Genomic DNA, 25,966 nt, shown 5'->3' with positions numbered 1-25,966 from the left:
GTGCTGACCTGAAGATCGATACACCTCAAAGTGGCCCCACGCGCGCAATGACCGATGTCAGACCGGCGCCTTGCCGCGCACTTCCGACTTTTCCAGATAGTAGCTCGAATATTTATCGAAGAACTTTTCCGAGCCACCGAACGATCCGTATTTGGCCAGTTTCTTCAAATCGACCTTGTTCAGCACCGCGCCGACGATCTTGTTGGCGACATAGGGTTCGGATTCCAGCATCGACCTGACCATCGCGCGAGGCGTGCGCCCCCACTCGGTGACCAGGACAAACCCGTCGACCAAGGGGGCGAAGGCCTTGGCGTCGACCACCGGTCCGAGCGGCGGCAGATCGACGACGATGTATTCGAACGTCTCCTTGGCGTTCTCGATGAAGCGCCGCATGCCGGCCGAGGAGAGAAGTTCGCTGGTATGCGAGAAGTGACCGCGCAGCACCGCCGGGATGATCGCCAGCTTCGTCTGCCTGTCGATCTTGCCGACAGACTGCCAAGTCTGGCCACTGACAACCGCTTCCATCAAACCCTGCTCGGCTTCCATGCCAAGGCCCCGGCTGAGGCCGGGATTGCGCAAGTCGCCGTCGATCAGCAGCGTCTTGGCGCCATTGGCGGCAAGCAAGCCCGCGAGATTTGCCGCGACCGTCGACTTGCCCTCGCCGGGAAGCACCGAGATGATGCCGATGACGCGGCTGCCTTGCCCTTCCATCACGACGTCGAAGGCGATCTTGGCGCTGCGCAGCGTTTCGGAGAACATCGAGGCTGGAGAATCGATGCTGACCCGCATGCGCGCCCGCCTTTCGGCCGCCGACAGCGATTGAGTGGTCTTGGCGTCCACCTGGGTATCGCCCGGCTTTTCTTCCTTGCCGAGCTTGCCGCCGATCGTCGGCAGATAGCCGAGGAATTTCAGGTTGACGCGGTCGCGCACGTCCTCGCCGGTCCTGAAGAAGCGTTCGTTGAACTCGTTCAGCCCACCAAAGCCGGCGCCCATCAGCAGGCCAAGCACCAGCGAAAGTCCGAGCACGACGATGGTGCGCGGGCTTGACGCGGCAAACGGCATCGAGGCGTCCGAGATGATGCGGATTTTGCCGACCGGGAAGGATTGCTGCTGCGCGGCTTCCTCGTAACGACCCAGGAATGTCTGATAGAGCGTGGTGAGCGCCGTCGCCTGCTGATCGAGTTCACGCAGCTTGACTTGCGTCTGGTTGTCGACGGAACTCTTGCCTTGCGCGGCCGCGACGTTGGCCCTGAGCGCGGTCTCGCGTGCCTGCGCCACCTCATATTCGTTGCGATAGCTTTCGGTCAGCTGCTTCAGCTCGCCGAAAATCTGCGTCGATATGTCGGCCTTCTCCTTGGAGAGAGCCACCGCCTGCGGGTGCTCGGGGCCGAAATTCGCCTCAACGTCCTGCAGCCGCTTGGCCACTGTGAGGTAGCGGGTCTTGAGCGCCGATATGACCGAACTGCTTGGCTGGTCGCTCGATATGGCGGCATCCTTGAAGGCGTTTTCGGAGCCGCTGTCGACAATGGCCTTGTACTGCTGGTAGCGGGCGCTGGCGCGTGCGGTGTCGGCCTGCGCCACGATAAGCTGGGCGTTGAGGTCGGAAAGCTGCTTGTCGCTCATCAGCTGGCCATCGCTGTTGGCGGCCAGCCCATGTTCGGCCCTGAATTTCTCAACCGCGAGCGAAGCTGCCTGCGAACTCTGGCGCAGCTCCGTCAACCGGCCCTGCAGCCACACCGCAGCCCGCTCGGTGGCATCGAAGCTCGCATCGAGCTGATCGGCGAGATAGGCATCGGCATAGGCCTTGGTGATGGCGTTTGCCAAGGCCGGATCCGTCGCCTGATAGCCGAGCGCGATGACGTAGCTTCGGCCGACGCGTTCCGCCCGGATCTCGTTCTGCAGCTTGAGGATAGCGTAGTCGCGGCGCGACGCGGCGATCAGCGCATCGCGGGCGGCGGGGTCGAGCTTGCTGAAGTCGGCGCCACCCGGAAGGGAAGGGCTGGGGCGGACATACTGGATCACGCTGCGGATGAGGCCTATGCCTTGGGCAAGCGCCGACTGGGGCGGATTCATGAACGTGTCGTTCTGGTCGAGCTTCAGCTTGTCGACGACCACGGCGGCAAGCCGCGTCGAGGTCAGGATCTCGATCTGGCTCAGGATGGCGGAATCGGTCTGCATGGTTGTCGACGCCGCCGAGATATCGTCGACAATCTTGTTCAAGCCTTCGTCGATCAGCACGCTCGCGACCGACTGATATTTGGGCGGCGTTGTCTGCAAATAGAACAGGCCCAGGAAGAGACCGATGACGGCACACACGGCAACCACCTTGGCTTGCCGTGCGGCCATGCCAAGCAGCCGCTCGATATCGATGAAGTCTTCGCCGTCTCCTGCGTCCGAATTCGGCAATGGCATCCTCTTGTCGAGAGGAAAATTGGCATAATTCATCTTCGGTCCAATTCTAGAGCCGGTCCGTCGCAATGGGCTCTATCTCACTGTTTCAACATGATCTTTTCCGGAAACCGGGACCCACTTTCCGGGATCATGCCTTGGCTTGCAGGCACCTCGAAGATCGGGAGCATCGCCAGAAGCGAAGCAAGCGTCGTGCCAGAGGGCGAGAACCTGCCGGCCCCTCTTCGCCGGCCATCTGACCATGCTCCCGAAAGATGGGCATTATGCGGCTTCTTCCTGGCGTTCATGCGACCGGACGAACTCCTGAAGCATCTCGAAAACCGGACCCTTCATGTCGTCGCGCGCCAGCGCGAAGGCGATGTTGGCCTGGATGAACCCTTCCTTGGAGCCGCAGTCGAACATGCGGCCGAGGAAAGGCTGGGCGAAGAACGGCTGATCCTTCGACAGACGAACCATGGCGTCCGTCAATTGAATCTCGTTGCCGGCGCCGCGCTGCTGATTGCCCAGAAGCGCGAAAATCTCGGGCTGCAGGATGTAGCGGCCGTTGATGTAGAAGTTCGACGGCGCATTGGCCGGCGCCGGCTTCTCGACCATGGCCGTCACCTCGAAACCGCCACCGATCTCGGCGCCACGGCCAACGATGCCGTATTTGTTGGTCTCGCTCGGTTCGCAACGCTCGACGGCGATCACGTTGCCGCCCGTGCGCTCATAAAGCTCGACGGTTTCGGCTAGGCATCCGCGCCCGCCGAAGGACACCATGTCCGGCAGCAGCAAGGCAAAGGGCTCGTTGCCGATAACCTCGCGCGCGCACCAGACGGCATGGCCGAGGCCTTGCGGCGATTGCTGGCGGATGAAGCTGGTGGCACCGGCCACAGGCAGCATGCTTTCGAGCGCCTCCAACTGGGTCTTCTTGCCGGTCTGCTCCAGGGTGCCGATCAATTCCGGATGCAGGTCGAAATAGTCCTCGATCACCGCCTTGTTGCGACCGGTCACGAAGACGATGTGCTCGATGCCCGCTTCGAAGGCCTCGTCCACCGCATATTGCACGACAGGCCTGTCGACCACGGGAAGCATTTCCTTCGGCATCGACTTGGTCGCCGGCAGGAACCGTGTTCCAAGCCCCGCCACCGGTATCACGGCCTTCCTGATTTTCTTCATCGCAAATTCCTTCTGAGGAGATCGACTTCAGTCCATTCACAGGCCACGAAAAATCCCTCCATGTGCCTGCATCTTCACCTCCCCGCCCCAACGGCAAATTGTGCCGCCATTCTTCGCAACCGCACGGCGATCGGCATGCCCATATGCCTGACCGCCGCCGGGTCGCTGAGCGCTGTCCGGATCGCCTTGAGCGGGGACCGCGCCTTGATGTGCTGTACCAGTGACAGAAACGATGCCGCCTTGCGCAGGCTGCGGCCGCGCCGGGCGAACGCGGCCTGCGCGGCCTCATCCATCCGATGGGTTTGAGCGAACTCGGCATCTGCCTGGCTCATCGCTTCGACGTGGTGAAGCTCGAGCACGCGCGAGATGGAGCCGCTGCGGATATGATAGGCATAGCCGATATCAGGCTCGACCACGCATTTGCCACCCCTGGCCAGGGCTTCGGCAAATAGGACGTAGTCTTCGCCGATCCTCAGCTTTTCGTCGTAGCGAAGCCGGTTTTCGTTCAGGAACTCGCGCTGGAAGATCGGCTTGAGATAGCCGAGGTTGAACTTGGATTCGAAGACAACGTTGCCGGCGATGTAGGTGGCCAGCGAAATCTCGCGCAAGCCTTCCAGATACTGCCGCGGAAACATCGCGTCCTCGATGACGCCATCTTCGCGAACGACCTGCAGATTGTCGACGGCGATCTGGGCATCCGCGCTTTCGGCACGAGCGATCATGGCCGCGAGCCGGCCGGGAAAGACCGCGTCGTCGGAATCGAGAACCGCGATCCATCTGCCTCGGGCGGCGTCGAGGCCGGCATTCCTGGCGCCGCCGGGGCCGCGGTTGCTGGCCAGGGCGACGACACGGACGATATCCCCTGGATAGGCCCGCGCCACGTCGAGCGTAGCATCGCGCGACTTGTCGTCGACGACGATGATTTCGACGCTGACACCCTTCTGGGCGATGGCGCTGGCAATCGCCCGATCAAGGGTCGCCTCGGCGTTGTAGGCGGCAATGACGAAGGAAACATCGGGGACAGAGCTGACGTCAGACTGCACGCTTGCCTCCCTCCTGTGGCGACGGCTGGCCATAGAGGCGGATTTCGCGGATGCCGACGAGGCCGCTGACGACACCGACATGCATAATGCCGCGCAGCACGCTGCGGTTCCTGCGGACCGGACTGACGACGACCGGAAGTGCCGAGGCGAAGCAATAGATGGCCTTTGCCGAGGCCAGGCCGACCTGCTTGACCAGGCCGATGCCGCTGGCGCTGCTGCCCAGGAGATGGCCATGCGTCTGGCCGACGCGGAAGCGGCGGCGGCCGAGCCAGTCGAATGCCGCCCTGGAGCGCGGCACCACTTCGTCGACCCAGGCCTCGGGCGAGAACGCGATGCGGCCGCCCGCCTTGTGCATCTGATCGAAGAATTCGGTGTCCTCGCCGCCGGTCTGGCCACGCGCCAGGCTGAAGCGGCGGCCGCGCAGGCTATCCGAGCCCATCCGCAGCAGAACATTGCAGGTGTAGCCGGTGCGGATCTCGCCGCGCACCCAGACGGGCAAGGTCGAATGGAAATCGCCGCGCCGCATCCAGTCCGGCGCATCTGGGCGATAGCGCGCCCTGACCGGGCCGAGCACGACGGCGACACCGCTTTGCTGCGCCATCACGACCAGTTCGGCGAGCCATTGATGCGTGGCCGTCTCGTCGTCATCGATGAAGGCGACGAAATCCGCTGTGCTCGCATCGAGGCAGGCATTGCGGGCGATCGAGATGTTGCGCGCCGGGGCATGCCGATAGTGGATCGGCACCGTCAATTCCCGCGACAGCGCCGCCACCAGGTCACGGGCCGTCGGGGTGTCGTCATTGTCGGCGACGATAATGCGGATATCGAATCCCGCCGGCATCTCCATGGCGTCGAGCGAGCGCAGCGTGTCAGCCAGCTCCGGCCGGCGGAACGTGCAGACGCCGATGTCGATGCTGCGGTTCTTTGTCGACACTGCCATCAGGCCACTCCGCGTCGCGAGCCGAGGCCGAGAAGCTGCAGCCAGAAGCCAACCGACCAGCCAAGATGCATGACCATGGCCGAGACACCGGCCAGCGCAACGTCAGCCTTGCGCTGGCGGATAGCCGTCACCAGTCCGTAGCCCAGGCACACCGACGCCCACAGCAGCAGCGGCACCGCCGCCAGCCAGTGCACGCAGGAGAAGGCCGCCAGCAGCACCACCGGGAACACCAGCAGCGGCACCATCTGCCTTACCTTCGGGATGACGCGATGCTTCAGCACATTCTTGGCACGCCCGCGACCGTAGCCGAGATACTGGAAATAGAGACCTGAGAGCGAGGCGCGCGGATAGTAGACCATCTGCGTCTTGCCGCTCATCCAGATCTTGTAGCCGGCCTTGCGCAGGCGGTAATCGAGCTCGGCGTCCTCGTTATGGCTGAACGCTTCGTCGTAGCCGCCGACGGCGCCGAACGCCGATATCCGCATCAGTGCATGATGGCCGTGATCGATCCACTGTCCCTGCGAAAGATGCCGATGCTTCGAGCCGCCGGTGCCGAGCTTGGAGTTCTGCGCCGCGGCGGCCGCCTTCTGCACGGCACCGCTGCCGCTGGTCAGCATCGAAACGACAACCGAATCCGCCCCCGTAACCAAGGCTTCCTCGACCAGTCGGTCGCAATAATCGTCGGGATAACCGCCATGTGCATCGATGCGGATGAGATAGTCGGCACCATCGCCGAAGGTACCGACGGCGAGATTGATCGCCGCGCTTTGGATGCGCCGCTTGTTGTGGAGCAGGATAACCCGCGGGTCCCTGGCAATGACGTCCTCGACGATGGAAAGCGTGCCGTCGGTGCTGCCGCCGTCGGCGACGATGATCCGGGCGCCAAGCCGGGCGGCCGCGGGCCGCAATTGATCGAGCAACGCACCGATATGGGCGGCTTCATTCAGGCACGGAATAACGATCAGGTTGGATGAGGGTCTTTCGGTTTGCGTCATCAACCTCTGTCCATCTTGCCTCTGTCCATCCTTGGCCATCCTATGCCAATGCCTCGGCGGCAAACGAGCCGGGCACGGCCGTCAGGCTGCGCAGCCGCTCGACAAGCGCCCGGCAATCGCTGCGATCGTAGCTCCAGGTCCTCGGATTGCGCGCCAGAACACGCCCTTTCAGCCTGGCGAAGCGATGCTCTTCCATCTTGCCGAGCACGGCTTCGAGCGCTTCGGGCGACGCCTGCGGCAACAGCACGCCGATATCCTGCTGTTTAAGGAACCGCCCGGTCTCGGTGTTGCCCATCGAGATCGGCACCGCTCCGAAACGGCAGCCTTCGTAGAGCCGGTTGGGCAGAAGCCATTCGGAGTTCTGCCCCGCTTCGAAGAAATCGATCGCCCAGGAAAAATGGACATCGTTGTAGATCGCCGCCATGTCTTCCGGATTGCGGTAGGGCCCGAGAAACGACAGCCACGGCTCGGCTTCGACAAAGCCGTGAAAGTCAGGGAATTCCGACAAAGCCGGACGTCCGCGCAGCACGATTTCAAAGCGGCCCTCCATGCGGCGGGAGAAATCGGCCAGCAGCTCGAGCGAGCGGCGGCAGCGCAGCGCACCGAACCAGCCGATCCGCCATGGCGGACCGGCCGGGCTCTCTTCAGCCTCCGGAGCGCCGGGCAAGATCGTCGCGGCCTCGAAATATTTGTTTTCGACCAGCTCGATGGGTGCCGCGACCTGGCCGAACGGCTTGAAATAATTGGCGATAAAGGCAGGAGAACTGGTCACCAGCAGCTTCACATCCCTGGCCAGAAAGCGTTCGGTGGCGCGCAGCGCCTTGCCCAGGACATCGTTGCGCAGCACAAGCCGATGAATGTCGAGGCACTCGTATACGATCGGGACCGATGCACCGAAGGCTGACCTGGCGCGGCGGGCAAGCGCCAGCATTTCCAGGTTGCGCGCGATGATGAGATCCGGTTTTGGCATGCCGCCAAGCTTCGAGCCTATCGAAACGGCTGCTTTGGCGACGGCCGCGAGGCGTTGGCCGAATCGCCCGTCACGCGTCGCGCCGAGGTCGATCGGCCGCAGTCCCTCGATATCCGCAATCGGATTCGCGGTGCGACGGAAGCCGGCCAAAGTGACCTGGGCCCCACCTGCCCTGAGCATCGTGATCCGCCGGCGCACCGCCGGGTCGGAAACGTCGTGCACAAGGTACAAGACATGCAGCATAAAAACTCGACCGCTGTTGGCCCACCCGAGGGAATGCTAGTACAGCTCTTGCTGCATCGCAACATTTTTGCTGCACGCATCGACGTTTTCTGTTGCACTGCAAAATTATTGCCGTAGTTTGTGGTCGGCGGCGGTCGTGGATTTCGGGCTCGGAAATCCACGTAAAAAATCAGGAATCCTGAATTTGGAAGCCAATGCATTCGATCCGCCAGAAGGCTCCTTGCGCAAATCGGTTGGGCGCGGCGCGGTTGTCACGGCCATGGCGCAATCGGTGCGGGTCGCGACACAGATCCTGTCCGTCATCGTGCTGTCGCGGTTATTGTCGCCACAGGATTTCGGTGTCGTGGCGATGTGCGCGCCGGTGCTTGCCTTTATCGCCCTGTTCCAGGATTTCGGCCTGACCCAGGCGACGATCCAGAAATCAGGCATCCGGCATGAGGAGGTGAACTACCTCTTCTGGATCAATGTCGCCGTCAGCGCTATCCTGGCTTGCGTGCTTGCGGGTGCGGCGCCGCTGGTTGCTGCCTTCTACGGCGAGCCGCGCGTGACGGGCCTGGTGGCTGCGTTCGGGCTGCAGATCATGGCCTATGGGCTGGGCGCCCAGCATCTGGCGCTCTTGACACGCCGCATGCAGTTCGGCCGGCTGGCCGTCATCGACGTCGCCAGCGCCATTGCCGGGCTTGCGGTGTCGATCGCCTGGACCTTTATCGATCGCTCCTATTGGGCCCTGTTTGCCGGTACGCTGACCGGTGCCGTGTTGCCGACGCTCTGCTATTGGGCGAGCTCGCGCTGGCGTCCGGGCCTGCCGCGCAAGGTCGCCGGCATCGGCGAGCTGATCAATTTCGGCGCCGGCATCACCGGCTTCAACTTCGCCAATTTCTTTGCCCGCAACCTCGACAATGTGCTGATCGGCAAATATTGGGGCGAGGCGCAACTCGGCCTCTATGACCGCGCCTACAAGCTGCTTCTGTTTCCGTTGAGCCAGATCACCAACCCGCTGTCGAAGGTGATGGTTCCGGCGCTTTCCAGGCTTAAGGACGAGCCGGATCGCTACCGCAGCGCCTATCTGCGCGTCATGCCGCTGATCCTGCTGGTGGCGCTTCCCGGCGTCGCCTTCGCCACCGCGATGTCGGATGTGCTGATCCCCTTCGTGCTCGGCGAGCAATGGCGCGCAAGCGCCTCGATTTTCCTGGCGCTCGGCTTTGCCGGGCTGCTGCAGCCGCTCAACAATCCGGCCGGGTGGCTTTTCGTCAGCCAGGGCCGCTCCGGCGATTTCATGCGCTGGGGCATCATAACGGCCGTGACGTCGGTGCTGGCTTTCATGCTCGGCCTGCCCTATGGCGCGCTGGGCGTGGCGATCGCCTATGCGATCAGCGAATATCTGCGGACGCCGTTCCTGTGGCTTTATGTCGGCAGGAGCGGGCCGCTGCAGGCGCACCATGTGCTTCGCGCGGCAACGCCGTTCGTGCTTGGCGCCCATCTGGCGCTGGCCGTGATCTGGTTCATCAAGCCCCTGCTGCCCCAGCAGCATGTCGTCGCCCTGGCCAGCGGCGCCGTGCTCTCCTACCTCATCACCATCGTCATCGCACTGGCATTCGCCTCCGGCCGCGAAGCCTTGCGCGAGGCCCTCAAGATGCTGCCGGCAAGGCTGCCTGCGGCGGCGGCGCGCGAAGCGCAATAATTTGGGCGTCTTCGACTGCTACGGACATCTCCTCCAGGACCAGGTCTGAACCATGCACTACCGATCGATCTCCGATATGAACGACGCCATCGTCAGGGGCCTGCACCGGCTGCCGCGCGACATCGACCTGGTGGTCGGTGTGCCGAGAAGCGGCGTTTTGGCAGCGACGCTGGTCAGCCTTGCCGCGAACATCCCGATGACCGATCTCGACAGCTTCCTGGCAGGTCGGATCTATACGTCTGGCGTCACCAAGCGCCGTGCCGCTCTCGACCGCAAGGTTTCCGAGATGCGCAAGGTGCTGGTGATCGACGACAGCGTCGCCGGCGGCAACGCCATGCGCGACGCACGCGCCCGCATCCAGGCTTCGGGCATCGAGGCGGAGTTCACCTTTGCCGCCGTGTTCGGCCTTGAGCCCCAGCACCAGGAAACCGACCTCGTCTTCGAAGTCGTGCCGCATCCGCGCATGTTCCAGTGGAACTTCATGCATCATAAATTCCTGGCGCAATGCTGCGTCGATATTGACGGCGTGCTGTGCCTCGATCCGACAGAGGCGGAAAATGACGACGGCCCGGCCTATGAGAAATTCCTCAGCGAAGCGCGGCCGCTCCATGTCGCGACCCACAGGATCGGCTGGCTGGTCACCAGCCGGCTGGAGAAATACCGCGCGCTCACCGAGGCATGGCTCGCCAAGCATGAGATCAAATACGACCAGTTGATCATGCTCGATCTGCCGAGCAAGGCGGAACGGCAGCGGCTCGGCGCGCATGGCAGTTTCAAGGCCGACTTCTACCGCAAGTCCGATGCCATCCTGTTCATCGAGAGCGAGCACGAACAGGCGCTGAGGATCACCGAGCTGTCAGGCAAGCCGGTGCTGTGCGTCGAAACGCATATGGTCAGCTTTCCCAACACGCTGTCGCTGCCGGCACTTGGTCAGGCGGCCAGGAACCTGCCGGCAAGGCTGCGGCAGATCAAGTCGCAAGAGGGCCGCAAGAGCGCCGCCAAGACCATTGCCCGCGCCCTGCTTGGCGCTCGCGGCTACGAGACGCTGAAAAGCCGGGTCAAACGCCCGGCCTGACCTGCTCAGGCGGCGCCGTTAGGGCAATTCCAGGAAAAGTGTGAACGGTTTTCCCGGGAAAAGCGCGTAGCGCTTTCCCTTGGGAATCGCGTCAAAACAAAGAGTTAGAGGAGTTCGCCGTTTCCGTGACATGGCGAACTCCTCTAGGCCGCCTGCCGCGCGCGCTGCTGCATGGCCCTGTCCAGTATCGAGAAGAAGGTGATGAACTGGCGATCGGGATCGAGTTCCGGGCGCCCGGCGAAGCTGCGGGCGAGGCTTGAAAGCCGGTCATATTCCTGGTTGTCGTTCCACAGCCGCCTGACGGCCGCGACCCAATCGGCCAGCGGAGCATCGTAATCCAGCACCACGCCACCGGAGCCGACAGCCTCGGGCAGACCGCCGCGCCGCGAGCCGACAACCGGGATTCCGCTGCAATGGGCCTCCGAAGCGACGCGGCCCCACGCCTCTTCCCACTTGCTGGGAGCAAGCAGGATCTTCGTGCGGCCATAGACCGTCTTCATGTCGCTGGTGCGGCTCTCCAGGACGACATTGCCCAAGGGAGCGATCGTCTGTTCGATCCGCGCCCGGTGATCGTCGTCGAGCTTCCAGCTTTCGACGAACAGGAATGGGATTTCGCGGCAGGCGCCGGCGATCCGCACCGCAAGTTCAAACCCCTTTTCCTCATAAGGGTTGATCAGCGTGACGAACTGGCCCGTCGTTGGCGTCGAGTAGTGCGCCGGGTTGATGGTGGGCGGGATTACCACCGCCTCGATGCCGAACTCCTGTCTGTAGGTACGTGCGGTGAAGTCCGAATTGGCGATGTAAAGCGCTGAATGCAATTCGCGCAGATCGCCGCCCAATTCATGGAACTCGACATTGCGGAGATAAACGACCAGAGGCACGCCCTCCGCCTGCAGCGCCTTGCCGATCGGAACCGATTTGTGACACTGGACCACGGCGACATCGGGTTTCAGCCTGTCGACGGCATAGCCCGCCGCTTCCCAGGGAAACCAGGCCCGCACCACCGGATAGCCGGGATAGCTGTCGACAACCGCCGGCTGCCGCAACAGCTTCATCTTGGCGCGCGCCTTGAAGCCGAAGACACCATCACCGAACAGGGCGGCGAGCACAGCGGCTTCATGACCGTGCTCGATCAGCTGTTCGGCCAGATGATGCGTGCTCGACTGAACGCCGCCGCTGAACTCAGGCGGGTAGCCGTTGCCGCCTGCAAAGAGAACTTTCATGATCGGGCTCCTTGTCGCATCTCGTATTCCTTGCTCGGAGACAACAGGCAAAGTCCGCCGCCTCTCTTTTCGACGTCAGGCAAGTTTCGGCGGCTCCAGATTGGCGAAGGGATTGGTACAGGATTGCCAGCCGGTAAATCGGATCGGGTCGTTGGGCGAACTGCGCCAGGCGTAGTCCGTCAGCATATGGAATTCGGCGACGACCCAGCGGTCGAAATGCAGCAGATCTTCCCGCTTCCGCTGGGGCAGCAAGCGGCGCGCGGCCCCCAGTTTGAGCTCCTCCACCAAGGTGACGGCGTCACTCAGTTTTTCGCTCGGAAAGTTCCATGGATTCCTGTCGCGGAACGCCAGCACGAACTGCTGCAGATGCTCGATGCGGATGTTCAACTTGCCAAGGTATTTTTCCAGCGTGACGCGCACCAGATCCTCGTCCGAGAACGAGGAAACGGCGGCGTAGGCGACCCCTGTCGAAACCACTCCGCCAGCCATGACGGCCAGGGCCGAGCGTCTGGAAATCTCGATCATGCGATACCTCCTTTCACGCGATCCGGCTCGCCGCCCGCAAGGACAGCGCTGCCGCGGTCAGGCTCGGGTTGGCGCAGGAGCAGCTCGGATAGGTGCTGGTGCCGACGACGACCAGATTTCTGAGCTGGTGGTGGATCATGCCGCTGTCGATGACCGAATCAGCTGGGCCCGTACCCATCCTCAGCGTGCCCTGGACGTGCGATTCGCTCGGCCGGATGCCGCGATCGAAGAGCTTTTCGACCGGCAGCGGCGCCAGAAGGCCCGGCAATTTCTCCAGAGCGCGCGCCATGCCCTTCACCGCATAGTCCGATGGCGCCTTGAAGCTGACGAAGGCATTCTCATCCTCGTCAAGCGTGACGAAGTTCTCGGGATCGAGCAAGTCCTCGGTGACCACGACAAGCGGCAGCGCCTGGCGTAGCCGCCCTTTTTCGGCACGCATCCCATGCTGCCACCGGTTCTCGAAATAGACCAATGCCGCCGCATGCTCCGATCGGTGAGGACCATCATAGAGACCGAAATTCAGGCCTGTTGTGATGGTGCTGCCGTCGAAATTGTCGACGCCGTCTAGATAGACCTCGAAATTCCAGCCGTAGGATTCATGCAGGCCGCTGCCGACGAATTCGCCGCCCAGGCCGGATCGCAGCATGATCGCCGCGCTCTGGATGGCATTGGCGCCGAGAATGAAGAGATCGCCGCTGACCTGGTATTCCTTGCCGTCATGGCTGAACGTGACCGAACGGACAGCGCCGCCGACGTGATCGAGCCGGCGCACTTCCGCACCGAGGCAGACCGAAACGTCGGGATGCTCGAAGACGTGCATCAAGCCGTTGTTGACGGTGAATTTGGCGTCGACCGGACACAGCCAGCAACGCAGATTGGCACAGCATGAGGTGCGTTGCGATGTCGGCAGCCGCGCCCGCGCGGTTGGCATGACGAAGTGCTGGCCGGGCTGCGCCGCCTTCATCATCCTGTCCGGTGTCGACATGCGATGCGGCGGTTGCGGAAACGGCTTCGAGCGGGGCAGCATCGCCGCCATGTCGGGATCGCCGGAGATCGACATGATGTCTTCCGCGTCGCAATAGAACGGCTCGACGTCGTCATAGCTGATCGGCCAGTCATTGCCGATGCCGTAGGTGCTTTTCAGCCGGAAATCATTGGGATGAAATCTTGGCGTCTGCGCGAACCAGCAGTTCGTCCCGCCACCCAGTCCGATCGTGTAGTTCCACGGCTTGTTGGAATTGGTCTTGTAGGTCGTCTCGTCTTCGATGTCGGTGTTGACGTTCTGCTCGAGCTGCCATTCATGGGTGTTGTGGCGTCCCCACTCCAGCACCAGAATGCGCGCCTTTCGGCGCTTGGCGAACTCATGCAGGAAGAAGGCCGAACCGAAGCCGGAGCCGATCGCAACGAGATCGAAATGGTCCTTGGTGATTTGCCCCGGCTTTACGTCCAGCACCATCGGCTACAACTCCACACAGAAATACGCGCTCAGTCCCAGCGCCCGCAGGCCATGTGCGGACCGGTCTTGCATCCGTCTGCCAGGACCTGGTCTCATGCCGCCATTCTGCCGATCGAGTGATATTCGATGCCGTGGCGGGCGATGACCTTGGGGTCATAGAGGTTGCGGCCGTCGAAGATGACCGGCGTAATCAGCGCATCCTTCACCGCATCGAAGGAGGGCGCACGGAAGCTCTTCCATTCCGTGGCGATCAGCAGCGCATCGGCGCCGCGCAGCGCCGCCTCCTTGGTGCCGCACAGAAGCAGGTCGTCGCGCAGTCCGTAGATGGCCTGGCATTCCTGCATCGCCTCGGGATCATAAGCCTGCACATTGGCGCCGGCCTTCCAGAGCGCTTCCATCAGGACGCGCGCCGGCGCCTCACGCATGTCGTCGGTGTTGGGCTTGAAGGCCAAGCCCCAGAGCGCAAAGGTCTTGCCTTTGAGGTTGCCCTTGAAATAGCGGTCCACCTTGTCGAAGAGAACCGATTTCTGTGCGTTGTTGCGCTCCTCGACGGCGCGCAGCAGCTTGGCGTCGAACTTGACGCCTTCGGCGGTCTTGATCAGCGCCCGCACGTCCTTGGGGAAGCACGAGCCGCCATAACCCAGACCCGGATAGATGAAATGGTAGCCGATGCGGGGATCGCTGCCGATGCCCTTGCGGACCTCCTCGATGTCGGCGCCGAGCTGTTCGGCCAAATTGGCCATCTCGTTCATGAAGCTGATCTTGGTCGCCAGCATGCAGTTGGCGGCATATTTGGTGAATTCGGCGCTGCGCACGTCCATCACGATCATCTTCTCGTGGTTGCGGTTGAACGGCGCGTAGAGTTCGCGCATCACAGCCTCGGTGTCCTCGCTGTCGGTGCCGACGATGATGCGGTCCGGCTTCATGCAGTCGGCGACCGCGGACCCCTCCTTGAGGAACTCGGGATTCGAAGCGACATCGAAAGCCAGGTCCTCGCGGCCTCTTTTCTTCAACGTGTCGGCGATCCTAGCTTTCACCTTTTCGCAGGTGCCGACCGGCACCGTAGACTTGCCGACGACGATCTTGGGTTTGTCCATTTCGCGGCCGATGGTCTCGGCGACGGCCAGCACATATTTGAGGTCGGCCGAGCCGTCCTCGCCCGGCGGCGTGCCGACCGCGATCATCTGGATCTCGCCATGCCTGACCGCGGCGGCGGCATCGGTGGTGAACTTGATGCGGCCGGCAGCATGGTTTTCCTTAACGAGGTTTTCCAAACCGGGTTCGAAAATGGGAACCAGGCCCTGGTTGAGCCGCTCGACCTTGGCGGCGTCGATGTCGACGCACACGACCTGGTGCCCGACTTCGGCAAGGACCGCAGCCTGCACGAGGCCGACATAGCCAATTCCAAACACCGTCAAATTCATTCGGTTTCATTCCCATGCAAGGCAGCGGACCGTTTTCGGTCCCGCCGGTTCAAATCGACTTTCCCAACTACTTTACACTGCATGCCAGCGATTCCGGAAATTGACAGGGTTCGCCGAGCGCCGTGAAGGCAACCCGCTCGATCTGCAGGGAAAGCTTGCGGCCCGGATCCGCGAACGCTCCCATCCAACCCTTCATCGTATCGCTGCCCCAAAAACTGAAGAATATCTTCTGTGCATGGCTGGGCAGCTTCGCCGGGTCGGTAATCGTGTTCACCAGCTGGCCGTTGACGTACCATCGCAAGCTGTCCTTCTGCCAGACGAAGGCGTAGTCGTTGAAGGCGTTCTCCGTGCCGCCCGGCACGTCGACGAGCTTCTCGTTCTTGCCCTTGCCCGCGATATAGGCATTGACCTGCACCTTGGAGGTGTCCTTGGTCAGGACCTCGAAGTCGATCTCGTCCCAGGGCTGCTTGTCGCTGGGACCGATATAGGTGAAGAACGCCGCGTTGAGGCCGGAGCCGGTATCGGTCTTCAGCCGTGCCTCATAGGTGCCGTAGCCGAAGCGCTGCTTGGTCTGGATCTCGCCGCAGACGTAGTCGCGATCCTTCAACGTCTGCTTTTCGAAGCCGAGCGACAGCACATTATTCGACAGTCCGACCATGCCTTTCGACCAGGTGCAATTCTGATGGCTGCCGTTGTTCCAGCCGTCGGAAACATACCAGCGCGCACGATCGAAGCTTTTGAAATCATCGACGAAGGACGGCGATGTCGGAATGTCCTGGGCGTAGGAAGGGGTTGCCACGAAAGCGCCAAGAGCAGCCAGCAGCAACGCACCGAGCGACCCCAGCCGCCGCCGGGCGGCTTGCCCGGCCCGATATGAGAGAGACGGTGCGTCAATTGCTGTCGTAGGTTTCGGATTCGAATTCATACCAAACTCACCTTTGCGCTGTGTGTCCCCAACCCAAAGTCGACGTTCGAACCGCTCCTGAACGGGCCAACCTTGACCTCCCTTGTGACCCTCTCGATTGCTTCCCGCCCTGCATCAAATCTGTTGCAACAGTTCCGAGCCTTCACGTTCAACCTCTGCCTGCACCTGCCGGCCAGGCGAATTCCGCCGAGGTGGCCGAATCGGCATTCTCGTCGAAGACCATATCCAGCGAATGACGGAGCTCTTTCATCATGCCGTCCTGGCGCGACAGCGCCGCGATGCGGCGTTCGCAATTCAGGATCGACTGTGTCAGTGCGCTGACTTCCGAAGACCGCTTGTCGGAAGCTGAGCCGTTTTCCATGGCTTCGACCAGGAAGGCGGCGTTGGTCGACGTTGTCCGGTAGCGATTCTCAAGCCCGGTTCTCTCGGCCTCGATCTCGGCCGCAATCTGCTCGAACAGCTTTGCCAGACGATCAAGACGTGAAACATCGGCCTGCCGGTCGCGGGCCGGATCCCTTGATCTGAAACCGAATATCGAGGCCATGGACTCAGGTTCCTGTCATCGCCGGCTTGTGGGCCGGGCTTCTGGCCGATCCCCGCAGCCGGGGCTCAAAAACTCGTGTTGCGTTGTCCTGCTCCGGAGAGACATCAGACCAATCCGATCGGGGGCCAGTTCGGCTGGTCGTCCACTATGCTGCACCGCAACATAGACTGCCATCGTCGGAGCCGCGAGGCAACCACCCAATTCGTAAACTCATAAATCCGGCCGAAATGGTTTTCGTGATGACGTGCCGCGAGGACAAATTGCAAGCACCGGGGTCCGCTCTCAGCGTTCCTTGCCCATGCTGGTTCCGGCCATCAGAAAACGCCGCGGCGGGACATGTTTTTGGCTGGACATAAGGCCGACGCGACGAAACAGCGCCTCGAGCTTGTCGGAAGCCACGCCCTGGACGATGGGGACGAGGTTGGACAGGCTGGCGAAAGCGTAAGCCGCAGCCGATGCCAACCCCCGCTCAGCCTTGACGTCAAGGAAATTGCGCAGCCGATATTTGTCGCGCACGTGCCGTTCATGCCGCCTTAGCACCGCCTTCGAGCCTTCTGGCAGACTGTCTATCGCCAGCAGCGCCAGATCCGCATCGGCCAAACGCTTCAGGTCCTGGGTCTTGTGGCGGCCGCTCAGAGAATCGGCGCGGACGACGGCGCCGTAGCCGCAGGAGCGAATGACCTTGAACCGTGCCCCGCATGCGACCGCGCGGGCGTAGAGTTCATAGTCCTCGCCCAGCCGCAGGCTCTCGTCGTAGCTCAACCCGTGGCGGTCGAGGAAGGCACGGCTGATCACCGGCTTCAAAAAGCCCAGTTCGCCCCTCTGCACGCGGCGCCTGGAGATGTTGCCTTCGACGAAGCGCTCGAAATCGAGGAATTCCGGATCGGCGGCAAATTGCGGCGCGACGATTTTCGTCGCGTCGCCCGTCGCATCATCCCTGATCAGCATGATGTTGTCGGCTGCGAAATCCCAATCGGCGCCGGCAAACAGGTTGCGAAACCGGCCTTCGAGGAAGAAATCGTCGGCATCAAGAATGCTGATGAACGGCGATTTCGAGCCGGCGATGGCTGCGTTGCGGGCAAAGGAGGGGCCGCGATTGACATCGAGGCGCATCACGGAGAGCCGCCCGCTGCCATCATCGGCGGATCGTGCGACATCGGCGGTGTGGTCGGTGGAGGCATCATCGACAACGACGACCTCCGCCACTTCCGGTTCGCGCAACGCGGATGCGATGGCGACGGCGATTGTCGCTGCGGCGTTTTTTGCCGCGATGATCACGCAGACCTCGGATTTCGTCATCGACATGGATTTGCCTCTCGTACAGGTAATATCGATTTGCCCTCGCCCCGTACTCCTTCGATGCCCTACAGAATTGCCATCAGCACCCGATTTGCCTTCATTCAGCGACTCCCCGGCCGCTCGAAGATACGGCGGCTGATATCGGCGGACGCCGCCCAGCCGGCTTCGGCCAGATAGCGGACCGGCGCGCGGCCGCACAGTTCCCACAGCACCGTTCGCCGCTGTGGCCACCGCAGCGACGGCAGCCACGGCGCGATGACCATGCTGAGCAGATCCTCATTGCCGATGCGCGACAGGATCCTGGTCGCGCGCTGCGACAGCAGCGTGCCAGCACCGCCGAGTAGCACATCGGCGGCGCGCAGGCCAAGCAGCAGCGTGTCGTCCAAACCTTGCACGGTTGCGGCATCGAGCAAACGCTGCTGATCCGCCTCGTCGAGTCGGCCGGCGCTGGCGCTGATATCACAGACGTAGCCCGCGCAAGGTTCCCGGTTGAAAAGTGCCTTGGCAACGCTGATGCAGGACAAAAGCAAAGTATCGGCAACCGAGGTGAACGGCACCGTCGCACCGGCGATTTCGACCTGTCGTTTGCGCCGCAGGAACCCGTCCGCGTCGCGCGGGCTTGGCGAGCCGGGCTGCTGGAGGCGGTAGTGGAGATCTACCGTGGACGACCTCGGCCCGTCGTCCCGGGTCATGTGCTGTTCGCCGAGGAAGCGGACCCACCAGACGGAGTTCGACTTGCCTGATACCTCATAACCGATCTTGCGAAGGGCATCACGCGCCCTGACAAATCCGAGCGGCGAAACCAGAATGTCGACATCGCCGGACGGCTTCATGAAGTGGTCGTCGTAGAGAAGCTGCTGCTGGAACGGACCCTTCAGAAAAACAAAATCGATCTCGCTGGCGCGCAGCACATCATGGACCGCCATGGAATCCATGATGCAGGACGCGTTCATCGAAACCGTTCTCCTGCGGTAGGTGTCGAGCCATCGGAAAAGCTCAGGCGGCCTCTCAAGCGCGGGTGCGCGCGAAAGGGCCTTGAGGACAAAGGTGGCGACCTTGTTCAGCCTGGCGATGTCGGCAATTTTGGCACCGTCCAGATCACGCATCGAAATGTCGCCCGCGCCGGCGTGCGGCCCGGCAAAATAGAATCGCAGGCAGGCCTGCACGTAGGCCACCTCGTCGGCACAGCCGGCGGCGCGCAATCGTTCGTATGAGCCGTCAGGCAATGCCATTTAGCGCACAATCTCCAAAGAAAGCGGTTTGCGCGAACACTTATGCTGCATGTGCGAAGCAAACATCACCAAAAACCTCGGTGCCGTAAAGCCTTTCCTTTTGCAGTGCGAATTTTTGCAACCGAGCACCTATCGAGATCGCGTCGGAAAGAAGTGAGAACCGCGGCTGAAATGTCCTTGTCAGGTCTTTTGCCGATCCCCGGCCGAATTTTCCAAACAGAAAATTCTTTCCATTAGCGACGCCTAAAAATAGGCACAAAGCAAACGACTTATGCAAGCAAAATCACATGCTTAAAGAATCAGCGCGGGCGCTGCCATCGTGCCCAAGGAATCGGCTAAAAAGTGACAAGTTTTAGGCATGGCCGCTCATGTCCTGACGCCAGCAACGTAATTGATTAACGGAAGGTAAAACAGTCTTGACTCATAAATGCTGCCGTGCAGCTATTGCATTGCAGCATAAAAGTGCTGACGGCACTCGACAGGCCGTTTCCAGTCCTAAATCGGAGAGTAAAATGGAACAGAATGTTGAAAAGCATGAATACGAGACACCAAGCCTGACGGTTCATGGTTCGATTGAGACCATCACCCAGGGTGGCGGCGGCAACACGGCGATCGACGCATCGTTCCCCGCGCACACGCCGATCGGCGACCTGACGTTCTCCTGAGACTTATAGCCGTTTCCAGAGTGACATTTCGGGACTCTGGATTCAAAAGCAGACGTAAGAGGGTCGGGGGGCCAGCCTCCCGACTTCTCCTGCGCCAACCGGAGATGTCGAAGCGTTTTGTCAGTGAGGTGCGGGGATGAACTGGAAGCAATCCGACCATGATCTGGCCGACCACGATAGCGTGAGTGCGACCAAGGATGCCGTGGCTTGCGAGTTCGGCGATGGCTTGGCTCTGCTCAATCTCAAATCCAATGTCTACTACAGCCTGAATGGCGTCGGCGCCTTCATCTGGGATTTGATCCAGGAGCCCCGGTCGCTCGGGGACATCCGCAGCGCCGTTCTTGCGCGCTATAATGTCGACCCGGTGCGCTGCCAGGCCGATGTCGACGCATTGCTGAAGGGCCTGGCCGAAAATGGGCTTGCGAGACGGCATCATGAGGCACTTGTCTAAGCCGACCCAGCACAAGGCGCTGGTTTGGCAGGCCATAGTTTCGCGGGCCCTGGTTTCGCGGGCCCTGGTTTCGCGGGCCCTGGTTTCGCGGGCAACGGCTTTACGGCAGGAACCCGCGAGGGAAACAGGCCTCAAGCAGTCGAAGCGCGGCGGAAGCCGGCACGGGCTGGTCAGGATTTTCTCCCTGAGCGGCTCGGAAATGATCTTCCTTGGCCATTGCCTGCTGGTGGTGGCGACAGTTCGGCTGGGGCTGACCCTGCTGTCCTACAATCGTGTACGCAGCCTGGTGACGCGGCTCGACGCGCGGCAGTGCGCCTCGATGGGCGAACTGCGGCGTGTCGCCTGGGGTGTTGCCGCCGCGGCCCGTTTCGTCCCTTACGCTACGTGCCTGACCCAAGCGCTCTCCGGCCAGTATATTCTCGCCCGCCAAGGCAATGAATCGACGATACGCATCGGCATCGAACGTGGTACGGGCGAGCAGTTGAAAGCACATGCCTGGCTGGTCAGCGACAACCATATCGTGCTTGGCGGATCGATCGACGGCTTCGCCCATCTCGTCGACCACGGCAGCCGATGAGCGGCGTCGCCGGAATCCTGCTGCGCGGAGCACACGCACCAGCGGTCGCGGCGGCAGACATTCAGCAAATGCTGGCGCGCATGCGCCATCGCGGTCCCGACGGCGGTTCATGGTGGCTGGACACCAGCATCGCCCTTGGCCACGCCTGGCTCAACACATCGGATGAGGTCGGTCCAGGCCCTTTGACGATGGCTGGCGGCCGGCTCGCCATCACCGCCGATTGCCGGCTGGACAACCGTGACGAGTTGCTGGCCAGGCTCGGTATCCGCGACCAGTCGGTGGCCGACGCGATCGTGCTGATGCGGGCCTATCTACGCTGGGGCGAAGCTTGTCCGGAGCATCTGCAAGGCGATTTCGCGTTCGCCATCTGGGATGACGAGCGGCAATCGCTGTTTTGCGCGCGCGATCATTTTGGCGTCAAGCCGTTCTACTACCACGCGGCGGACCAGCGTTTTGCCTTTGCGTCCGAGATCGGGCCGATCCTGGAGGTCGAAGGTATCCGCGCACGTGTCAGCGAGCGCCAGATCTCCGGCTTCCTGGCCGGGCTTCCCGACGACCCGCAGTCGACCCCCTACAGCGATATATTCAGCCTGCCGGCCCGCCACAGCGTAACCGTCACCGCGCAACAGGTGGTGCTGCGCCGATACTGGCAGATCGAGCCGTCGGCGCGGCCCTTGCGGTCGGATGCATCGGAGGAATTCGCCCATCTGTTCTCGCAATCGGTGCGCAACCGCATGCGAGGGACCTCGGCAGTCGGCGCAATGCTGAGCGGCGGCCTCGATTCCTCATCTATCGCCTGTGTCGCCGGCCTGCAGAATGCCGCTGCGCGCAGGCCGAAGCTGCCGACCTTCTCGCTGATTTTCGAGAGGGGCTCGCCGATGGACGAGCGGCCCTTCATCGATGCCGTTCTCGACCAGCAGAAGGTCGACGCGACGCTGATCCCGGTCGGCAACTATGCCCCATTCGCCGAATTCGAACGCGTGCTGGAAGAACAGGAAGGAACGTTCCTGGCGCCGGGCCTGACGCTCACCCGCGGTATCTACCGGACTGCCGGCGCCAAGGGCATCAAGGTGCTGCTGGACGGCCATGGCGGCGACGAGGTCGTTTCCCAAGGCCATGGTCACCTGCACGAGCTTGCGAATGGCGGCCGATGGATGGATCTGTGGCGCGAGGTCCGCAGCGCCTCCAATACCTATGGCGACAGCACGCTTGGCCTTTATCTCCAGTTCCTGACCCTCTACGGGCCGGCCTGGCGCATCGCCAAGCTGAGGCATCTGGCCAACCGTGCCCTGAACAGGATCCGCAAGCCCGCGCACGTGCAGCGCGCACGAAGCTGGCGCGACCTGATCAATCCGGACCTTGCCAAGCGCACCGAGCTTGTCGACCGGTTTCACCGGGCCGGCTATATGCCGCCCGGCGTTCAGGCCAGCGACGCCTTGAGCCATCGCTGGATCCTGTCGAACGGCTATGTCCCGCATGCTTTCGAGGTTCTCGACAAGGCCGCCGCCAATTTCGGCGTCGAGCCGCGATACCCATTCTGGGATAAGCCGCTGGTCGAGTTCTGCCTGGCGTTGCCGGGCGAGGAGAAGCTGAGCCACGGCTTTGGTCGCTATGTGCTGCGTCGCGCCATGCAAGGCGTATTGCCGGAGGCGGTGCAGTGGCGGCGCGACAAGATCGACTTCACCGCCAATCTCGTCAACGGCATGCTGCGCAACCATCGCGACCTCCTGGAACAGCTGCTGGTCTCGGATGCGAACCGCATCGCGCCTTATGTCAATCTGCCGCAAGTGAGTGCTGCCTATGCGCGACTGCTGCGCCAGCCCGATCAGGCAGCCCCCCTGGATGTCCAGTATGTCTGGCGCTCGGCCTCGCTGTCGCTCTGGCTGCGGCAACTCCAGCACGGCGGGAGCCCCACGTGATGCCGCGCAACGAGCCGCTCGCTCTATACAATGATGATGCCTGTTCACATGGCCGGGCCATGCGAAAACGCCGCTTCTACCGCGCCTATGGTCTGACCATCGCGTCGGAGGTGATGTTGCCCGAACTGCAGCCGGCGCCGCCGGGGGCGGCGGATCTCGTGATCGCTGTCGGCGCGATCGACCTGCCAAAGCCGGCGCTCGAAGCCGCGGCCGACTTTCGCTTCGAGCCGGACCGGCAATATCTGGCTTGGCATGCCGTGGGCGCGTTCCTGATCACCGATTTCAGCCGTATCGACATAGAACCGGCGCCCGGCGTCGACGATGCGCTGCTCGCGTTTCCGCTGCTCGGTCCGGTCATGGCGCTGCTCTTGCACCGGCGCGGCCTGCTTGTCCTGCATGCCAGTGCCATCGCCGCCGCCGGCACGAGCGCCATCTTCATGGGTGACAAGGGAGCCGGCAAGTCGACGACGGCAAGCGCGATGATCCGGGCCGGGCATCGACTGCTTACCGATGACGTGGTGGCGCTGGACCTTGCCAATCCGAGTGAGCCAATGACCGTTCCGGGCTTTCCGCAGATCAAGCTGGCGGCCGACGCCGCTGCGGCGATCTCGCTCGGGGAAGCGGAAGTGCGGCCGCAAGTGCATCCGGCGATCGACAAAATGCAGCATCGCCTGAACGGTGACTTTTCAGGCGACAAGGTGCCGGCGACCAGGATCTATGTCCTCGAGCGCGGCGAAAGGGCTGACATCACGCCCTTGCCCGCCATTGCCGCCCTGCCGGCCATCATCAAATTCTCCTATGTGACGCGCTTCGGCCGTGCGGCGCTGCCCGACGACTTCGCGGCGGCGCATCTTCAGCAATGTTCATGGATTGCTAACCATATCGGCGTGTACCGGCTGGAAGTCCCGACGGGCCTGGACAGGATCGGCGAAGCCGTGGAGCTGATCGAAAAGGATCTGTCGGCTGGCAGCCGGCGGCCGTGAGCACAACCATGTCGAAGCCAATCCTTCGCCTGTCGCTGTTTCGAGAAATTGCCGCATTCGGCGCCGCCATTGCCCGGATCGGCGGCCGGCGAACATGGACGGCGCTGTTCTTCCTCATCCTCGGCAGCCTGACCGAGGGCATCTCCATCCTGCTGCTCATCCCGCTGCTGCATCTGGTCGGACGCGCCGACCAGGATTTCGCTGTTCGGCTGCCCAACAATGATTTCGTGCGCTGGCTGGTGCCTGACGGCACGCTGCAGCTGACGACCGTGCTTTGCGCGCTGGTCGGGCTTGTTGCAGCGCAGGCGGCGTTCAATCGCTTCAAGTCGGTCTACATGGCCAAATTGCTGTTCGATTTCGTCAACCGCGTTCGCATGAACCTGTTCGAAAGCATCGGCAAGGCGCGCTGGGGCGTTTTTACCCACATGCGCAGTTCCGATCTCGATCATGCCCTGACCGGCGACATCGACCGCGTCCAGGGCGCGGCGTTCTCACTGCTGATGCTGGTGCAGATCGCCGTTCTTCTGGCTGGCTATCTCCTGGTTTCCATGTTCATCTCGCCGGTCATGACGCTGTTTGCCGTCGTCATCGGCATGCTGATGTTCGTGGCGCTGCGGCCCTTCCGGGCACGGGCCACTGCCTTCGGCCGTGTGCTGACCGCCAATCGCCAGGATCAGTACCGGACGGTCTCGGAATTTCTCGGCGGCATCAAGGTGGCCAAGAGCCTGAATGTCGAGGACAGCTATTTCGCGCAGCTGCGGTCGACGCTTGAAAGGATGAAGGCCGACAACATCGACTATGTGCGCAACAGCACCATCGGCACCGCGGTATTCCAGGTGGCGAGCGTGGTGGGCCTGAGCCTGTTCATCTATGTGGCTTTGGTCCGCTTCAACCTGTCGCTGGCCGAGATCGTCGTCCTGCTCCTGGTCTTCATGCGCATCGCGCCGCGCTTCATGGACATGCAGACGCAAGCCCAGCAAGTGCTGATCAACCTGCCCGCCTTTACGGCAATGCGCAGCCTGCAGGCACGTTTCGACGCCGAACGCGAACCAGGCCATACCGAGTTCGCCGACGCCGGGACACTCTCCCTCAATACGGGATTGAATATTCGCGGTGTCTCCTTCGCCTACGGAGATGCTGGCGCCAAGATGGTGGTGAGCGGCATCACCTTCGGCCTGCCGGCCGGCAAGGTCACCGCCCTGATCGGCCCGTCCGGATCGGGCAAGAGCACGATCGCCGATATGCTGCTTGGCCTGCTGGAGCCTACCACCGGCATGATGCTTGTCGACGGCGTCGAGATCGATGCCAGCAATCGCCGTCGCTGGCGCGACCAGGTGGCCTATGTGCCGCAGGACGTGTTCCTCCTGCACGACACGATCGCGGCGAACCTGCGCCTTGCCGCGCCACGGGCCAGCGATGGCGACCTGTGGGCCGCGCTGCATCAGGCGCACGCCGGCGAGTTTGTCGAACGGCTCGACCTCAGGCTCGAGACGGTGGTCGGCGATCGCGGCGTGCGGCTTTCGGGCGGCGAACGCCAGCGCATCGCGCTCGCACGCGCGCTGCTGCGCAAGCCGTCGCTGCTCATCCTGGACGAGGCGACCAGCGCGCTCGACTGGCAGAACCAGTCGCTGATCGTCAGGTCGATCGACGAATTGCGCGGCACGATGACGATCCTGACCATCGCGCACCGGCCGTCGATGATCGCCTTCGCCGACTGGGTGGTGGCGATGGAAAACGGCCGTATCGTCGAGGTCGGCCAATATCAGCGGCTGAAGGAAAAAACCGGCAGCCGGTTGTCGAGGATGCTGTCGGGGGAACAGTCAGAGAGCGAACCCGCCGATGTCGCGTGAGCCGGCGACCAAGACGCGCCGAAACGGATTCACGCGGCGCCTGGTCTCTTGTTTCGAAGCATGCCTCCAAACCGGGGGCAGGTTTGAGCAATCTGCATCAATGCAGGCCGCGCCTGGCACCGCCCAGCTTCTCGCTTTCGGCGACCTCTGGTGCGTTCAGTTTGCGCTCGGCGTCACGGGCTATGTCGGCAGGCGTCGGAGCGCTCCTGGCGATCATGGTGTAGATGAGCACGAAATAGCCGGCCTGAATGATCACGGCGCAGATGATGACGCGCACCAATATCGTGCCTATCGACGCACCGCCCAGCCAGGACCAGCCGACGACGATCGCCAGAGCGAAAATCATCCCGAGGATGAATTTTGGAAGTGCCATGCCCAA

23 protein-coding genes are annotated in these 25,966 nt (G+C 62.4%); 8 read left to right on the top strand and 15 right to left on the bottom strand.

Going from position 1 to position 25,966, the window contains the following annotated elements:
* Window positions 1-57 precede the first annotated feature (57 nt).
* The 6 genes from NKJ11_RS22255 to NKJ11_RS22230 form a co-directional block, all read right to left on the bottom strand.
* Complete coding sequence (locus NKJ11_RS22255; RefSeq protein ID WP_352794279.1) at window positions 58-2,445, bottom strand: polysaccharide biosynthesis tyrosine autokinase; 2,388 nt, start codon at window positions 2,443-2,445, stop codon at window positions 58-60.
* 225 nt (window positions 2,446-2,670) lie between these two features.
* Window positions 2,671-3,567, bottom strand: a complete 897-nt coding sequence (locus NKJ11_RS22250; RefSeq protein ID WP_013528099.1) for a UTP--glucose-1-phosphate uridylyltransferase — start codon at window positions 3,565-3,567, stop codon at window positions 2,671-2,673.
* A gap of 74 nt (window positions 3,568-3,641) precedes the next feature.
* The gene (locus tag NKJ11_RS22245) at window positions 3,642-4,610 is read right to left on the bottom strand and encodes a glycosyltransferase family 2 protein (protein ID WP_352794278.1); all 969 of its coding nucleotides are present in this window, start codon (window positions 4,608-4,610) and stop codon (window positions 3,642-3,644) included.
* Entirely contained in the window at window positions 4,600-5,550 is a 951-nt protein-coding gene (locus NKJ11_RS22240) for a glycosyltransferase family 2 protein (RefSeq protein WP_128302868.1), read from the bottom strand. The genes NKJ11_RS22245 and NKJ11_RS22240 overlap by 11 nt, the downstream gene beginning before the upstream one ends.
* Window positions 5,550-6,545 (bottom strand): glycosyltransferase family 2 protein, encoded by a 996-nt coding sequence (locus tag NKJ11_RS22235; RefSeq protein WP_352794277.1) that lies wholly within the window; start codon window positions 6,543-6,545, stop codon window positions 5,550-5,552. Before NKJ11_RS22235 ends, NKJ11_RS22240 begins: the two co-directional genes overlap by 1 nt.
* A gap of 40 nt (window positions 6,546-6,585) precedes the next feature.
* Window positions 6,586-7,758, bottom strand: a complete 1,173-nt coding sequence (locus NKJ11_RS22230) for a glycosyltransferase (RefSeq protein ID WP_352551141.1) — start codon at window positions 7,756-7,758, stop codon at window positions 6,586-6,588.
* 184 nt (window positions 7,759-7,942) lie between these two features.
* Here NKJ11_RS22230 and NKJ11_RS22225 point away from each other — a divergent pair, with 184 nt between their 5' ends.
* Both NKJ11_RS22225 and NKJ11_RS22220 read left to right on the top strand, forming a co-directional pair.
* On the top strand, window positions 7,943-9,439 hold the full coding sequence (locus NKJ11_RS22225; protein ID WP_023811597.1) for a lipopolysaccharide biosynthesis protein: 1,497 nt from the start codon (window positions 7,943-7,945) through the stop codon (window positions 9,437-9,439).
* Window positions 9,440-9,491: 52 nt separating this feature from the next.
* Window positions 9,492-10,514, top strand: coding sequence for a phosphoribosyltransferase family protein (locus tag NKJ11_RS22220; protein WP_023811596.1), 1,023 nt, complete (start codon window positions 9,492-9,494; stop codon window positions 10,512-10,514).
* A gap of 143 nt (window positions 10,515-10,657) precedes the next feature.
* Here the strand turns inward: NKJ11_RS22220 and NKJ11_RS22215 are convergent, their stop codons facing one another.
* The 8 genes from NKJ11_RS22215 to NKJ11_RS22180 all read right to left on the bottom strand — a co-directional run bounded on the left by NKJ11_RS22215 (window position 10,658) and on the right by NKJ11_RS22180 (window position 19,142).
* Window positions 10,658-11,737, bottom strand: coding sequence for a glycosyltransferase (locus NKJ11_RS22215; RefSeq protein WP_023811595.1), 1,080 nt, complete (start codon window positions 11,735-11,737; stop codon window positions 10,658-10,660).
* Window positions 11,738-11,812: 75 nt separating this feature from the next.
* Entirely contained in the window at window positions 11,813-12,262 is a 450-nt protein-coding gene (locus NKJ11_RS22210; RefSeq protein WP_023811594.1) for a hypothetical protein, read from the bottom strand.
* 13 nt (window positions 12,263-12,275) lie between these two features.
* Window positions 12,276-13,718: a GMC oxidoreductase gene (locus NKJ11_RS22205; RefSeq protein WP_352612494.1), complete on the bottom strand. Its 1,443-nt coding sequence runs from the start codon at window positions 13,716-13,718 to the stop codon at window positions 12,276-12,278.
* 92 nt (window positions 13,719-13,810) lie between these two features.
* Window positions 13,811-15,142 (bottom strand): UDP-glucose dehydrogenase family protein, encoded by a 1,332-nt coding sequence (locus NKJ11_RS22200; RefSeq protein ID WP_127267657.1) that lies wholly within the window; start codon window positions 15,140-15,142, stop codon window positions 13,811-13,813.
* 67 nt (window positions 15,143-15,209) lie between these two features.
* Window positions 15,210-16,067 carry an endo-1,3-1,4-beta-glycanase ExoK gene (gene exoK, locus NKJ11_RS22195; RefSeq protein ID WP_127289886.1) on the bottom strand — a complete coding sequence of 286 codons (858 nt, stop codon included), beginning with the start codon at window positions 16,065-16,067 and terminating at the stop codon, window positions 15,210-15,212.
* 148 nt (window positions 16,068-16,215) lie between these two features.
* Window positions 16,216-16,611, bottom strand: a complete 396-nt coding sequence (locus NKJ11_RS22190; RefSeq protein ID WP_023811590.1) for a single stranded DNA-binding domain-containing protein — start codon at window positions 16,609-16,611, stop codon at window positions 16,216-16,218.
* A 282-nt stretch (window positions 16,612-16,893) separates the two neighbouring features.
* On the bottom strand, window positions 16,894-17,916 hold the full coding sequence (locus NKJ11_RS22185) for a glycosyltransferase family 2 protein (RefSeq protein ID WP_023811589.1): 1,023 nt from the start codon (window positions 17,914-17,916) through the stop codon (window positions 16,894-16,896).
* Between the two features lie 95 nt (window positions 17,917-18,011).
* On the bottom strand, window positions 18,012-19,142 hold the full coding sequence (locus NKJ11_RS22180) for a nucleotidyltransferase family protein (RefSeq protein ID WP_352612492.1): 1,131 nt from the start codon (window positions 19,140-19,142) through the stop codon (window positions 18,012-18,014).
* A 512-nt stretch (window positions 19,143-19,654) separates the two neighbouring features.
* Between NKJ11_RS22180 and NKJ11_RS22175 the strand changes: the two genes are divergently transcribed.
* The 6 genes from NKJ11_RS22175 (at window position 19,655) to NKJ11_RS22150 (ending at window position 25,587) form a co-directional block, all read left to right on the top strand.
* Window positions 19,655-19,807 (top strand): lasso peptide, encoded by a 153-nt coding sequence (locus NKJ11_RS22175; RefSeq protein ID WP_013891488.1) that lies wholly within the window; start codon window positions 19,655-19,657, stop codon window positions 19,805-19,807.
* A gap of 136 nt (window positions 19,808-19,943) precedes the next feature.
* Window positions 19,944-20,258, top strand: coding sequence for a PqqD family protein (locus NKJ11_RS22170; protein ID WP_023811587.1), 315 nt, complete (start codon window positions 19,944-19,946; stop codon window positions 20,256-20,258).
* Window positions 20,242-20,835, top strand: a complete 594-nt coding sequence (locus tag NKJ11_RS22165) for a lasso peptide biosynthesis B2 protein (RefSeq protein WP_352612490.1) — start codon at window positions 20,242-20,244, stop codon at window positions 20,833-20,835. Before NKJ11_RS22170 ends, NKJ11_RS22165 begins: the two co-directional genes overlap by 17 nt.
* The gene (locus tag NKJ11_RS22160) at window positions 20,832-22,754 is read left to right on the top strand and encodes a lasso peptide isopeptide bond-forming cyclase (protein WP_352612488.1); all 1,923 of its coding nucleotides are present in this window, start codon (window positions 20,832-20,834) and stop codon (window positions 22,752-22,754) included. Before NKJ11_RS22165 ends, NKJ11_RS22160 begins: the two co-directional genes overlap by 4 nt.
* On the top strand, window positions 22,751-23,737 hold the full coding sequence (locus NKJ11_RS22155) for a phosphoenolpyruvate carboxykinase (ATP) (RefSeq protein WP_023811584.1): 987 nt from the start codon (window positions 22,751-22,753) through the stop codon (window positions 23,735-23,737). The genes NKJ11_RS22160 and NKJ11_RS22155 overlap by 4 nt, the downstream gene beginning before the upstream one ends.
* Window positions 23,738-23,745: 8 nt before the next feature.
* Complete coding sequence (locus NKJ11_RS22150) at window positions 23,746-25,587, top strand: ABC transporter ATP-binding protein (protein WP_352612486.1); 1,842 nt, start codon at window positions 23,746-23,748, stop codon at window positions 25,585-25,587.
* Between the two features lie 97 nt (window positions 25,588-25,684).
* Here NKJ11_RS22150 and NKJ11_RS22145 read toward each other — a convergent pair whose 3' ends face one another.
* On the bottom strand, window positions 25,685-25,960 hold the full coding sequence (locus NKJ11_RS22145) for an exopolysaccharide production repressor protein (RefSeq protein ID WP_023811582.1): 276 nt from the start codon (window positions 25,958-25,960) through the stop codon (window positions 25,685-25,687).
* Window positions 25,961-25,966: the final 6 nt, after the last annotated feature.

The sequence above is a fragment of the Mesorhizobium sp. M0243 genome (genome assembly GCF_040321775.1).
Taxonomy (GTDB): Bacteria; Pseudomonadota; Alphaproteobacteria; order Rhizobiales; family Rhizobiaceae; genus Mesorhizobium.
The sequence above is the reverse complement of the archived record's forward strand: the minus strand, read 5'-3'. Positions and strand labels throughout refer to the sequence as shown.